Here is a 12,185-nt window from a genome sequence, read left to right on the forward strand (position 1 = left end):
GCGAGGGCGCCCGCCTGGCGACCGGTCGCCTCGCGGCCCGCCGGGACGGCCATCGGTGTGACGGCGGCCGGGCCGGCCCCGCTCACACGGCCCCCGCCCCGGTCAGCGACCGCACCTCCGTCTCCGCGTGCTTGCCCTCGTCGGGCGGTTCCGCGGAGGTGACGGTGCCCAGCCAGCCGGCCACGAAGCCCAGCGGGATGGAGACGATGCCCGGGTTCTGCAGCGGGAAGTACTGGAAGTCGACTCCGGGGAAGAGGGAGTCCGGGCTGCCCGAGACGACCGGGGAGAGCACGACGAGCCCCAGGGCCGGGATCAGCCCCCCGTACACCGCCCACACCGCGCCGCGGGTGGTGAACGCCCGCCAGAACAGGGAGTAGAGCAGCACCGGCAGGTTCGCCGAGGCGGCGACGGCGAAGGCGAGCCCGACCAGGAAGGCGACGTTGAGGTCGCGGGCGAGCAGACCGAGGCCGATGGCGACCACCCCGACGCCGACGGCCGCGATCCGTGCCACGGCCACCTCGCCGCGCTGCCGCCCGCCACGCCGCCTCAGCGACGCGTACAGGTCGTGGGCGACGGACGCGGAGGAGGCGAGCGTGATCCCGGCGACCACCGCGAGGATGGTGGCGAACGCGACGGCGGCGACCACCGCGAACAGCACCGTGCCGCCCGTGGAATCCGCACCGCCGCCCAGGTCCAGGGCGAGCAGCGGGACCGCCGTGTTCCCGGCCGCGTTCGACCCGCGCACGGCCTGGGGCCCGACGATCGCGGCGGCACCGAACCCGAGCACGATCGTCATCAGGTAGAAGCCGCCGATCAGCCCGATGGACCAGAGCGCCGACCTGCGCGCCGCCCGCGCGGTCGGCACCGTGTAGAAGCGGGACAGGATGTGCGGCAGACCGCCCGTGCCGAGCACCAGGGCGAGCCCGAGGCTGATGAAGTCCAGGCGCGCGGTCCAGTCACCGCCGTACTTCAGGCCCGGCGCCAGGAAGGCCGCCCCGTGGCCGCTGTGCTCGGCCGCGGCACGCAGCAGCCGGTCGGGATCGCCGTGGAAGCGGACCATGACGAGCACGGTCAGCACGACGGTCCCGGCCAGCAGGAGGACGGCCTTGACGATCTGGATCCAGGTCGTGGCCCGCATCCCGCCCAGCGACACATAGACCACCATCAGGGCGCCGACGCCGATCACGGCCCACGCCTGCGCCGCGCCGCCCGCGCCCGTCCGCCCCAGCAGCAGGGCCACCAGAGTGCCCGCGCCCACCATCTGCGCCACCAGGTACAGGACGGACACGGTGGCCGAGGACGTGCCCGCCGCGATCCGCACCGGCCGCTCGCTCATCCGGGCCGCCACCACGTCGGCGAGGGTGAACCGGCCGCAGTTGCGGACCAGTTCGGCGACGAGGAACAGCACCACCAGCCAGCCCACGAGGAAGCCCACCACGTACAGCACCCCGTCGTAACCGAAGAGCGCGATCAGCCCGGGCACACCGAGGAAGGAGGCGGCCGAGGCGTAGTCCCCGGCGATGGCAAAACCATTCTCCATCGGGGAGAACAGCCGCCCGCCCGCATAGAACTCCTCCGCCGAACCGTGTCTCCTGCGGCTCACCCAGGTCGTGATGGCCAGCGTGACCGCCACGAACCCGCTGAACAGCACCAGCGCCGGCGTCTGGTGGCCACCGGTCATGACGCGTCCCCCTGCATGGTTCCCCGTGTCAGCACCTGCGTGTCCCAGCGCAGTTCGAGCGCGGCCCGGTCCCGCCGCAGCCGGGCGTGCCGGGCGTAGGCCCATGCGAAGAGGAAGGTGGTGAGGAACTGCGCGAGCCCCGCGAGGATCGCCACGTTCACCGCGCCCGCCACCGGCCTCGCCATCAGCCCGGGCGCGGCCGTAGCGGTCACGACGTAGGCCACGTACCAGACGAGGAAGACCACCACAGCCGGCACCACGAACCTCCGGTAGCGACCGCGCACCTCCTGGAACGCGGCACTGCGCTGCACCTCCAGATACACCTCGGCCGCCGTCGCCGCGCCCGGCCGGCCCGCTTCCTCCCGTCGTGCCGCCGGCACCCCTGCGGCGGGGGCTCCCGTCCCCTGCCCCTCGCCCCACCCGGACGCCAGCACGTCGTACCACGGATCGCGGTATCGCAGGTCCTCGGGCGCCTGCTCCCGGCCCTCGTGGCTCCCGGACGGGCCCTCGGCGCCGCCCCCGTCCCCGTGGGGACCGCCGTTGTTTGACTGCATGCCCAAGGATGGGCGGAACGGGAGGATTCCCGGCTTCCCTTCCCCCCGCTCTTCACCCCATCAGGTGAACCGGCCCCAGACGGCCCCGCCCCGGGTGCCTCCGCCCCCGATGACTCGCCCCAGGCGGCTCCCCCGGGTGCCTCCGCCCAGGCGGCTCGGCCCCGGGTGGCTCAGCTCGCCGGCGGCCGCGCCAGCCCCTTCGCGTACGCGTACCGCACCGCCTGCGCCCGGTCCTTGAGGCCCGTCTTGGCGAAGAGGTTGTTGATGTGCGTCTTCACGGTGGCGGTGGAGACATGCAGCCGACGGGCGATCTCCTGGTTGCTCAGACCCTCGGCGATCAGCACCAGCACCTCGCACTCCCGGCCGGTGAGCCCGTCCGGCGGCTCGGAGGGATGCGCCTGCCGGTGGCCGGACTCGGACAGCCGCTCCAGCAGCCGCCGCTGGATACCGGGCGACAGCCCCGCGTCCCCCGACAGCACGCTCTCCACGGCCCGGACGATCTCGTCACCCCCCGCGTCCTTGGTCAGATAACCCCGCGCTCCCGCTCTGAGCGCGGGAAACAGCGACTCGTCGTCCGCGTACGTCGTGAGGATCACGACCTGGGTGCCCGGATACCGAGACCTGATCCGCCGGGTGGCCTCGACGCCGTCGCAGCGGGGCATCCGCAGGTCCATCAGCACCACGTCCGGAGCCACCTCCGCGACGAGCTTCACCGCCTCGTCCCCGTCGCCCGCGGACCCCACCACCTCGATCCCCGGGAGCAGCCCCAGCAGCATCACGATGCCTTCGCGCACCACCGTCTGGTCGTCGGCCACCACCACCCGCGCCGGTTTCCTCCCGGCCTCGTCGCTCATACCGGCACCTTCAGCGTCACCACGAACCCCTCCTCGCGCGGGCCGGCCTCCAGCGAGCCGCCCAGCAGCTCGGCCCGCTCCCGCATGCCCAGCAGACCGTACCCGCCGCCGGCCCCGCTCAGGTCGCCCGGCGGGCCGCCCGAGTCCCGCACGTCCAGCATCACCTCGTGCTCTCCGTAGTCCAGCCGGAGCCGGACCTTGGCCCCCGGAGCATGCTTGCGGACGTTGGTCAGGGCCTCCTGCGCGACCCGGCGCACCGCCTGCGACGCCTCGGCGGGCAGCTGTCTGCGATCACCCGAGACGGTGACCTCCGCACCGTCGGTCGCCGCCACGAGCCGGCTGAGGAAGTCCTCCAGCGGCGTCAGCTCCCCGCGCAGCGCGGACAGGGCCTGACGGGTCTCCTCGAGACCGTCGCGGGCCATTCCCCGGGCCGCGACCACCCGCTCCAGGATCTGGTCGCGCTCCGCGCCCCGTTCGATGAGGAGCCGGGCCGCCTCCAGGTGCACGAGCTGAGCCGAGAGGCTGTGCGCCAGCACGTCGTGGATCTCCCGGGCGATCCTCGCCCGCTCCCCCAGCGCCGCGGACTCCGCCTCCGCCACCCGCGCGGCCCGCTCCTGGGCGAGCAGCCGCTGAGCGCTGCCACGGGCCTCGGCGTCGAGCCGCAGGACGTAACCCGCGAGCGCCAGGCCCGCCGCCGTGACGACGGTGGTCAGCCACCGGTCGTCGTTGGCGAGAACGAACGCGGTGAGCGCGACACCCGTCAGGGGCGTGGCCACCGCGAGCGGCAGCCTCTCCAGCGCGGCGATCGCGCAGGCGCACCAGATGACGAGGGCGGGCACATGGAAGCCCCCTGCCTGCGCGGCGGCCGCCATGCCGAGGAGAACGGCGAAGAGCCCCAGCGACGGCGCGAGCCGGTGCGCGAACGTGGTCCGGAAGAAGCCCCAGCCCGCAGCCGCCACCACGACGACGCCGGCGGCCCCGCCGAACGCCCCCCAGAGATGGACGTGACTGCTGCGGAAGGTGCTCCACAGCAGGACGGCGGCCATCAGGATCCGCGCGCCCCACCCGAGGAGGCGCCGGGGCCGGGAGATTCCGACGCGCCCCAGCGCCTCCGGAGAGGGCCAGCGCGTCCAGACGTTCTCTGTCACACGCGCTCCTTCCACGCGGGTCGGGGGCTGCCGCCACCGTACGCCGGGAGCGGGCCGTCGACCGGGGCGAGGGCCCGCGTCCTCTGGACGAGGACGCCTGAGCGAACCAGCAGCGTGGCGGCCAGGGCGAGCATGAGGGCCGGGCTCCCCTGGTGCAGGCCGAGCAGCGCGCCCCACCCGAACAGGCCGGCACGCAGGATGATGCCCCCGGCCCAGACGGCCATGCTCGCCCTGGTGCTCTTGGTCCACACGGTGCCGTCCGGCTCCGCCCATATGCGGGTGGTCCAGGCCCATCCGGCCCCGATCCCGAGGCCGATGACCAGTTCCGCCGCGAGCAGCAGCGAGGCCGCGGTGCGGTGGTGGGCGTCGATCAGACCGGGGTCACGCAGCGCGACCACCGCCAGGATCACGGGCATGAGCCACCAGCGCCGGTCGGCGTCGAGCCGGCGTGCGCCGAACTGCCTCGTGATCACGACGGCGGCGACGGCGACGATCACCAGCACATTGACGAGCCCGGACATCAGAGCCTCCATGAGCGGGAAGGGAAGGCCGACGGCGAGAACCGTCGACGCCTTCGACGCTACGGAAATCCGCGGGCGGAGTGATCGGAGCACGGGTGGATCACGGGTGGATCCCACACCGCCGCCGACTCCACCCACGGGTGGAGAGAGGACCGTGGCAGAGCCCTGCGCACCGGCGACGTACCGGCGCCCCGGCCGCCGGCGCGGCTCGGCCCCGCGGACGGAGACCGGAGCCGGTCCGCCGCGCGTCACGTGGACCGGCACAGGCCCGCCCGCCGCGCATCGGCCCGGCTGACGTCCTCCGCCCCCGCCCCCGCCCACGGCCGGCCCGGCCGACGCCTGCCCGCCCGCCAGACATCGTCGGCTGACGCCTGCCGGCCCGCCCACGGCCGGGCCGGCCGACGCCTCTCCGTCCGCCGCCGGCCGGGCCGGCCGGTGGTGGAGCAAGTTCCTCCGCGGCACGCCGGCCCGGCCGGCTCTCGCGACGGAGTTCCGGCCTTCCGGGCTCAGGCGCTCCACGACGGCCGGCACCGAGTTCCGTCCGGGCAGGGACACCGGCCCGGACCTGCCTGGGCCGGTCCCGCGGCTGTCCGGTCCGCCGGCCGCTAGGCGTCGATGCGCGAGCGGTCGAGTGTCGCCGCCGAGCTGGCGATGAACTCCTTGCGAGGTGCCACGTCGTTGCCCATCAGGAGGTCGAACACCCCTTCCGCGGCCTCCAGATCGGAGAGGTTGATCCGGCGCAGGGTGCGATGGCGCGGGTCCATGGTGGTCTCGGCCAACTGGTCGGCGTCCATCTCGCCGAGGCCCTTGTACCGCTGGATCGAGTCCTTGTACCGGATGTTCTTGCTCTGGAACTCCAGGAGCTTGTCGCGCAGTTCGCGGTCCGAGTACGTGTAGACGTACTTGTCCTGGCCCTTCTTCGGCTGGATCAGCTCGATGCGGTGCAGCGGCGGCACCGCGGCGAACACCCGGCCGGCCTCGACCATGGGCCGCATGTAGCGGTGGAACAGGGTCAGGAGCAGGGTGCGGATGTGGGAGCCGTCCACGTCCGCGTCGGTCATCATGATGATCTTGCCGTAGCGCGCCGCGTCCAGGTCGAAGGTGCGGCCCGAGCCTGCCCCTATCACCTGGATGATCGCGCCGCACTCGGCGTTCTTCAGCATGTCCGTGACGGACGACTTCTGGACGTTGAGGATCTTGCCGCGGATCGGCAGCAGCGCCTGGAACTCGGAGTTCCGGGCGAGCTTGGCGGTACCGAGCGCGGAGTCGCCCTCGACGATGAACAGTTCGCTGCGGTCCACGTCGTCGCTGCGGCAGTCGGCGAGCTTGGCCGGCAGGGAGGAGGACTCCAGGGCCGTCTTGCGACGCTGGGCGTCCTTGTGCTGGCGGGCCGCGATCCGGGTCCGGGCGGCGGCGACGGCTTTCTCCATGACCACCCGGGCCTGCTGGGCGGCGTCCCGCTTGGTGGACGTCAGGAACGCCTTGAGTTCCCTGGTGATCACGTTGTTGACGATGCGGCGGGCCGCCGAGGTGCCGAGGACCTCCTTGGTCTGGCCCTCGAACTGCGGCTCGGCGAGCCGGACCGTGACGACCGCGGTGAGGCCTTCCAGGGCGTCGTCCTTGACGATGTCGTCCTCGGCGACGCGCAGCATCTTCTTGGCCCGCAGCACCTCGTTCATCGTCTTGGTGACGGCCTGCTCGAAACCGGCGACGTGGGTGCCGCCCTTGGGCGTGGCGATGATGTTGACGAACGAGCGGAGGGTGGTGTCGTAGCCGGTTCCCCAGCGCAGGGCCACGTCCACGCCGAGATCGCGGGTGACCTCCGTGGGTGTCATCTGGCCGTGGTCGTCGAGGACGGGAACCGTCTCCTTGAAGGAGCCCTGCCCGCTGAAGCGGAGCACGTCGCACACCGGCCTGTCGCTCGCCAGGTACTCGCAGAACTCGCTGATGCCGCCGTCGAAGCGGAAAGACTCCTCGCCCTTGCTGCCGCCCTCGCCGAGGCCGTACTCGTCACGGACCACGATGGTCAGGCCGGGCACCAGGAAAGCCGTCTGCCGGGCGCGCTGGTGCAGATTCTCCAGGGAGAGCTTCGCGTCCTTGAGGAAGATCTGGCGGTCGGCCCAGTAGCGCACGCGCGTGCCGGTCCGCGCCTTGGGGATCTTCTTGGCCTTGCGCAGACCGCTGCCGGCCTCGAACTTGGCCTCGGGGCCATTGCCCGTGAACGCCCCGGGCACGCCGCGCCGGAAGCTGATGGCGTGCGTGTGGCCGCCGCGGTCGACCTCGACGTCCAGCCGGGCGGAGAGCGCGTTGACGACGGAGGCGCCGACGCCGTGCAGACCGCCGGAGGCGGCGTAGGAGCCACCGCCGAACTTGCCGCCGGCGTGCAGCTTGGTCATGACGACCTCGACGCCGGACAGGCCGGTCCTGGGCTCGACGTCGACCGGGATGCCACGGCCGTTGTCCCGGACCTCCACGGAGCCGTCGTCGTGCAGGACGACCTCGATGTGGTCGCAGACGCCCGCGAGGGCCTCGTCCACGGAGTTGTCGATGATCTCCCACAGGCAGTGCATCAGACCGCGGCTGTCGGTCGATCCGATGTACATGCCGGGGCGCTTGCGCACGGCCTCGAGCCCCTCGAGGACGAGAAGGTGCCGCGCGGTGTAGTTGGAGCCGTCACGGTCTGCTCCTGCCAGCAGCGCTGTGGACGGCACGGACGTATCGGCGGTCACGCGGTTCGCTCCTCGCTGAATTTCAGGTGAGGCCCTCGTGGGTAAGGGCGCGGCTTCGGTTGCCGCTCAGAGGGTACCGAGGCCTGGTAGAGCCCTTGTAACGCAACCCTCGGCAGCGACCCAGACTAGTCGACGATCGCATGTACGTTCGATCCCTCGATGGAGTGAAGCACATATCACGTTCCCTTCGAGGCATGAACCATTTAGGCTCCGGGCACGTCCTCATGAACAACCGGCAAGCCGGCCGGGAGGACCGACCATGACCGACAGCGCGAACCCGTAAGACACACAGAAACGTAATACGGCACATTCGCCGCCAAACCGGCAACGGACAGCCGCCTCGGAAAGATTTTTCGAGGAAAAGCCGCGAGCGGGAACGTTTGGGGCTGGTTGGATGTTGACCCTGGTACGACAGCTCGTCGAGCTAGAGAAGAGGCGACGTGACTACTGTTCTGACCCCCGCGAGCCCGCTGACGGCCGCTGATCGCTGCGACCGCTGCGGCGCCCAGGCTTACCTGCGCGTCGTCCTGCTGAGCGGCGGAGAACTGCTCTTCTGCGCCCACCACGGTCGCAAGTTCGAGCCGGAACTCAAGAAGATCGCCGCTGAGATACAGGACGAGACGGAGCGCCTCACCTCCGTGCCCTCCAATACGTCCGAGGAAGAGCGCTGACCGAGCGCTGACCATCTCGCACGACGAGCCAGCACCGGCGCAGGCCGGCGAACGGGCGGCCGCTCCTGACCCACAGGAGCGGCCGCCCGTCATTGTCCCCGTGGAGCCCCGTCAGCCCTCTCCGGCCGCCCCGGGCAGCCCCCTGGCCCCGCGGGCCTCGCGCAGCGCCCGCGCCACGGCGGACACCCGCGTGTAGACGCCGGGGTTCCCCGCCCGGCCGCAGCCGTTCCCCCACGACACGAGCCCGATGAGGCGCCCCTTGGCCACCAGCGGACCGCCGCTGTCCCCCTGGCAGGCGTCGCGGCCGCCCGTGCTCTCCCCCGCGCACAGCATCGTCTCCGGCGCGTACGTCCCCTCGACGCTGCCGGGATACGCCCGCCGGCACTGGGCGTCGGGCAGGACGTGCACCCGCGCGGCATGCAGGCCGTGCGGGTAGGCGGCGCCTCCGGTCGTGTCCCCCCAGCCGTAGACGAGAGCGCTCGTGCCCGGCGTGTACGCCGGGTCGCCCGCGCCCGCCATCGGGATGACCGCCCGCTGCGGCAGCGGCTCGGCCAGGGTGAGCACCGCGAAGTCCCCCGAGTTCGTCATGACGTCGTAGCGCGGATTGACCCAGGTGTCTCGTACACGGATCTCCTTGCCCTCGGCGGAGAGCAGGTCCGTGCGTCCCTCGATGACCTTCAGATCGCGTGTCGGTGGTGCGCCGACCACCTCACCGGCCAGACAGTGGGCGGCGGTCAGCACGGTGGTGCGGGCGACGGCCACGGCTCCGCAGAACTGCCCCGCCCGGGTACCTCCGAACCGGTCACGGCTGGCCAGGGCCACGGTCCACGGGCTCTGCGACACGTCGACGGGAAAGCCCCCCACGACAACGCTGTCGGCGGCCGCGGGGGCCGTGTCCACCAGCGGTATCGCGGCCCCCGCGGCCGCCAGGACCAGCGGCCCGGCCAGGACCCGGGCAATACGGCATCGCATGCGCGCTCCTCACTCTGGGATGATCGTCGGACACCCAGAGTCGGGCAGAGCGGGACACATCGCAGCACGAAGGCCCGGCCCCCTCGGGGAACCGGGCCTTCGCCGGCGTACGGCTGTGCCTAGTCGAGGTAGTCGCGCAGCACCTGCGAACGGGACGGGTGACGCAGCTTCGACATGGTCTTGGACTCGATCTGGCGGATCCGCTCACGCGTGACGCCGTAGACCTTGCCGATCTCGTCGAGGGTCTTGGGCTGACCGTCGGTGAGACCGAAGCGCATGGAGACGACGCCCGCCTCGCGCTCGGACAGGGTGTCGAGCACCGAGTGCAGCTGCTCCTGCAGGAGCGTGAAGCTGACCGCGTCGGCCGGGACGACCGCTTCGGAGTCCTCGATGAGGTCACCGAACTCGCTGTCGCCGTCCTCGCCCAGCGGGGTGTGCAGGGAGATGGGCTCGCGACCGTACTTCTGGACCTCGATGACCTTCTCCGGGGTCATGTCGAGTTCCTTGGCCAGCTCCTCCGGGGTGGGCTCGCGGCCCAGGTCCTGGAGCATCTGGCGCTGCACGCGCGCGAGCTTGTTGATGACCTCGACCATGTGCACCGGGATACGGATGGTGCGGGCCTGGTCGGCCATCGCGCGGGTGATCGCCTGACGGATCCACCAGGTGGCGTACGTGGAGAACTTGTAGCCCTTGGTGTAGTCGAACTTCTCGACCGCGCGGATCAGACCGAGGTTGCCCTCCTGGATGAGGTCCAGGAAGAGCATGCCGCGACCCGTGTAGCGCTTGGCCAGCGAGACCACCAGACGGAGGTTGGCCTCCAGGAGGTGGTTCTTGGCCCGGCGGCCGTCCTCGGCGATGATCTCCAGCTCGCGCTTGAGCTTCGGCGCCAGCTTGTCGGCGTTGGCCAGCTTGTCCTCGGCGAACAGGCCCGCCTCGATGCGCTTGGCCAGCTCGACCTCCTGCTCGGCGTTGAGCAGGGGCACCTTGCCGATCTGCTTGAGGTAGTCCTTGACCGGGTCGGCGGTGGCACCGGCCGCCGCCACCTGCTGGGCGGGGGCGTCGTCCTCGTCCTCGTCGGAGAGTACGAAACCGGCGCTCTCGGTGCCCTCCGGCTCCTCCGCGCCCTTCGGGTCCTCGAGCACCTCGTCCTCGAGGAGCTCGGCGTCGTCCTTCTTGGCGCCGGTCTTCTTCGCCGCCGTCTTCTTCGCGGCGGCGGTGGTCTTCTTGGCCACCGTCTTCTTCGCGGCGGCGGTCGTCTTCTTGGCGGCGGCCTTCCTGGCGGGCGCGTCGTCCTCGCCCGGCGTGTCGACGGCAGGCGCCGCCGCCGGGGTGGCGGTGGCGGTGGCCTTCCTGGTGGTCACCGTCTTGGCCGCGACCGTCTTGGTGGCGGTGCGCTTGACCGGGCTCTTCGCTGCGACGCTCTTCCGGGTGCGCTTGTTGGGCTCCGCGGCACTGACCATCAGCGTCACACCCTCTTCCTCGAGGATCTGGTTGAGGCTGCGCAGTACGTTCTTCCACTGAGTGGCCGGGATCTGGTCAGCTTCGAAGGCCCGACGCACATCGTCGCCGGCGATCTGCCCCTCAGCCTTTCCCCGCTCAATGAGCGCCATGACAGAGACGGACTCGGCGATCTCCGGCGGGAGCGTACGGGATGTGCTGGCCGACACGAACAACCTCTCGGAACGTTGGAAAACGGCTTCCGGCCCCGTCCACGAGTGGACAGGAGCCGACCACCGGCCTGGGGATGGGCCGACGGCGCGGGCGGGGGCCGGGAAGATGCACAGCGCCATGAACGGCGTCCGTATTCCCTCCGCGGCTGTCACCTCTTAGGTCATCGCGTTGTTTCCACGAGCGTTACGCCCAATCCGCGTGGCCCGAGTCACACCCCGTAAGCGCTCAAAAACGGTCAGAGGCGGACAGAAGTGTGTGGCGGTGTCTCGCCCGCCACCGGCTGCAGACGCCTGTCGTCACGCGCGGACCCCGCCGAGTGCGCGGAGGATCCGGCAGGGTCCGCCGAGGAGCCGCTCACCGGCCGGGCGGCGCCGCACGCGAACGGCCGGGCGACGGGTGGCGGGGCGAGCGGTCCGCCGGGCCGGGCGGCCCCGCGGGAGGGCGGCACGGCTCCGGCCGTCCGCCCGCGCCCGGAGCGGCACCCACGGCTCAGTGCTCGCGCGGCGCCGGCACCACGCGCTCGATCTCGGGGTGCACCGTCAGCAGCTGGCGCATCGCCGCCTCCGCCGCCGCGCCGTCGGCGGCCGCGAGCGCGTCGACGATCCGGGCGTGCTGGGCGACGGACGCCTCGTTCGGGCGCTCACAGCCCGTGACCGGGCCGCCGGACACCTGGAGGGCGGCCGAGACGATTCCGGCGAGGTGCTCCAGCATCCGGTTGCCCGCGATCTGGATGAGCAGCGAGTGGAACTCCGCGTCCGCGCGGGAGAAGGTCAGCGCGTCCCCCTGAGCCAGCGCGTGCCCCATGATCTCGACCATGTCGGACAGGCGCTGCTGGACGTCTTCGCGCCCGTGCCCCGCGGCGAGCCGCGCCGCGAGCGGCTCGATCGTCCAGCGCAGCTCGCTCAGCTCACGGCGCTGGTCGTCGCGCTGCGGGCCGAAGGCCCGCCACTCGATGATGTCCGGATCAAGGAGGTTCCAGTCACTGACCGGACGCACGCGGGTGCCGACGTTCGGTCGCGCACTGACCAGGCCCTTGGCCTCCAGCACACGGAGCGACTCACGGACGACGGTGCGGGAGACCTCGAAGCGCTGGCCGATCTCCTCGGGCACCAGCGGCCGGTCGGCGCCCAGATCCCCGGAGACGATCATCTGACCGAGCTGCTGGACGAGTTGGCCGTGCAGGCCGCGCCCGCGGCTGCCCGCGGCCCGTCGGCCGACGCGTCCCAGCTCGGGGTCCGCGGTCTCCCAGGCAGAGCTCGCGACGCGGTCGGGGACGGGTGCCTCGGCGTAGGGGTAGCGGTCGAGTCCGCCCGGGCCGGCAAGACCGGAGTCTGAGGAGCGGGCGGCGGTCATCATGGTGTGCGCAAGGGTACTCACGGATCCT

At 71.8% G+C, this 12,185-nt stretch carries 10 protein-coding genes; 1 reads left to right on the top strand and 9 read right to left on the bottom strand.

Going from position 1 to position 12,185, the window contains the following annotated elements; genetic code table 11:
- Positions 1-82: 82 nt before the first annotated feature.
- The 6 genes from IG64_RS16625 to IG64_RS16655 all read right to left on the bottom strand — a co-directional run bounded on the left by IG64_RS16625 (position 83) and on the right by IG64_RS16655 (position 7,487).
- A complete protein-coding gene (locus tag IG64_RS16625; protein ID WP_037856740.1) occupies positions 83-1,681 on the bottom strand; it encodes a cation acetate symporter in 1,599 nt (532 codons plus the stop codon).
- Positions 1,678-2,235: a DUF485 domain-containing protein gene (locus IG64_RS16630; RefSeq protein ID WP_037856743.1), complete on the bottom strand. Its 558-nt coding sequence runs from the start codon at positions 2,233-2,235 to the stop codon at positions 1,678-1,680. Before IG64_RS16630 ends, IG64_RS16625 begins: the two co-directional genes overlap by 4 nt.
- A gap of 170 nt (positions 2,236-2,405) precedes the next feature.
- Entirely contained in the window at positions 2,406-3,089 is a 684-nt protein-coding gene (locus IG64_RS16635) for a response regulator transcription factor (RefSeq protein WP_037856744.1), read from the bottom strand.
- Positions 3,086-4,237: a sensor histidine kinase gene (locus IG64_RS16640; protein WP_037856746.1), complete on the bottom strand. Its 1,152-nt coding sequence runs from the start codon at positions 4,235-4,237 to the stop codon at positions 3,086-3,088. Before IG64_RS16640 ends, IG64_RS16635 begins: the two co-directional genes overlap by 4 nt.
- Positions 4,234-4,758: a DUF1453 family protein gene (locus IG64_RS16645; protein ID WP_037856749.1), complete on the bottom strand. Its 525-nt coding sequence runs from the start codon at positions 4,756-4,758 to the stop codon at positions 4,234-4,236. Before IG64_RS16645 ends, IG64_RS16640 begins: the two co-directional genes overlap by 4 nt.
- Before the next feature lie 605 nt (positions 4,759-5,363).
- Positions 5,364-7,487: a DNA gyrase/topoisomerase IV subunit B gene (locus IG64_RS16655; protein ID WP_037856753.1), complete on the bottom strand. Its 2,124-nt coding sequence runs from the start codon at positions 7,485-7,487 to the stop codon at positions 5,364-5,366.
- Positions 7,488-7,927: 440 nt separating this feature from the next.
- On the opposite strand from IG64_RS16655, the gene IG64_RS16660 reads away from it, so the two are divergent.
- The gene (locus tag IG64_RS16660; RefSeq protein ID WP_037856754.1) at positions 7,928-8,158 is read left to right on the top strand and encodes a DUF7455 domain-containing protein; all 231 of its coding nucleotides are present in this window, start codon (positions 7,928-7,930) and stop codon (positions 8,156-8,158) included.
- A 111-nt stretch (positions 8,159-8,269) separates the two neighbouring features.
- On the opposite strand, the gene IG64_RS16665 is transcribed toward IG64_RS16660, so the two are convergent.
- The 3 genes from IG64_RS16665 to IG64_RS16675 all read right to left on the bottom strand — a co-directional run bounded on the left by IG64_RS16665 (position 8,270) and on the right by IG64_RS16675 (position 12,178).
- Positions 8,270-9,130, bottom strand: coding sequence for a S1 family peptidase (locus IG64_RS16665; RefSeq protein ID WP_037856755.1), 861 nt, complete (start codon positions 9,128-9,130; stop codon positions 8,270-8,272).
- Between the two features lie 119 nt (positions 9,131-9,249).
- Positions 9,250-10,797 carry an RNA polymerase sigma factor gene (locus IG64_RS16670; RefSeq protein WP_037856873.1) on the bottom strand — a complete coding sequence of 516 codons (1,548 nt, stop codon included), beginning with the start codon at positions 10,795-10,797 and terminating at the stop codon, positions 9,250-9,252.
- 493 nt (positions 10,798-11,290) lie between these two features.
- Entirely contained in the window at positions 11,291-12,178 is an 888-nt protein-coding gene (locus tag IG64_RS16675; protein ID WP_051812978.1) for a FadR/GntR family transcriptional regulator, read from the bottom strand.
- Positions 12,179-12,185: the final 7 nt, after the last annotated feature.

Origin of the sequence: Streptomyces sp. NRRL S-340 (assembly GCF_000720185.1) — a bacterium.
Lineage (GTDB): Bacteria > Actinomycetota > Actinomycetes > Streptomycetales > Streptomycetaceae > Streptomyces.

Excerpts from the sequence above, each read along its gene's own strand:
- IG64_RS16625 (WP_037856740.1), bottom strand. The coding sequence starts at position 1,681 with ATGACCGGTGGCCACCAGACGCCGGCGCTGGTGCTGTTCAGCGGGTTC.
- IG64_RS16630 (WP_037856743.1), bottom strand. The coding sequence starts at position 2,235 with ATGCAGTCAAACAACGGCGGTCCCCACGGGGACGGGGGCGGCGCCGAG.
- IG64_RS16665 (WP_037856755.1), bottom strand. The coding sequence starts at position 9,130 with ATGCGATGCCGTATTGCCCGGGTCCTGGCCGGGCCGCTGGTCCTGGCG.
- IG64_RS16645 (WP_037856749.1), bottom strand. The coding sequence starts at position 4,758 with ATGTCCGGGCTCGTCAATGTGCTGGTGATCGTCGCCGTCGCCGCCGTC.
- IG64_RS16635 (WP_037856744.1), bottom strand. The coding sequence starts at position 3,089 with ATGAGCGACGAGGCCGGGAGGAAACCGGCGCGGGTGGTGGTGGCCGAC.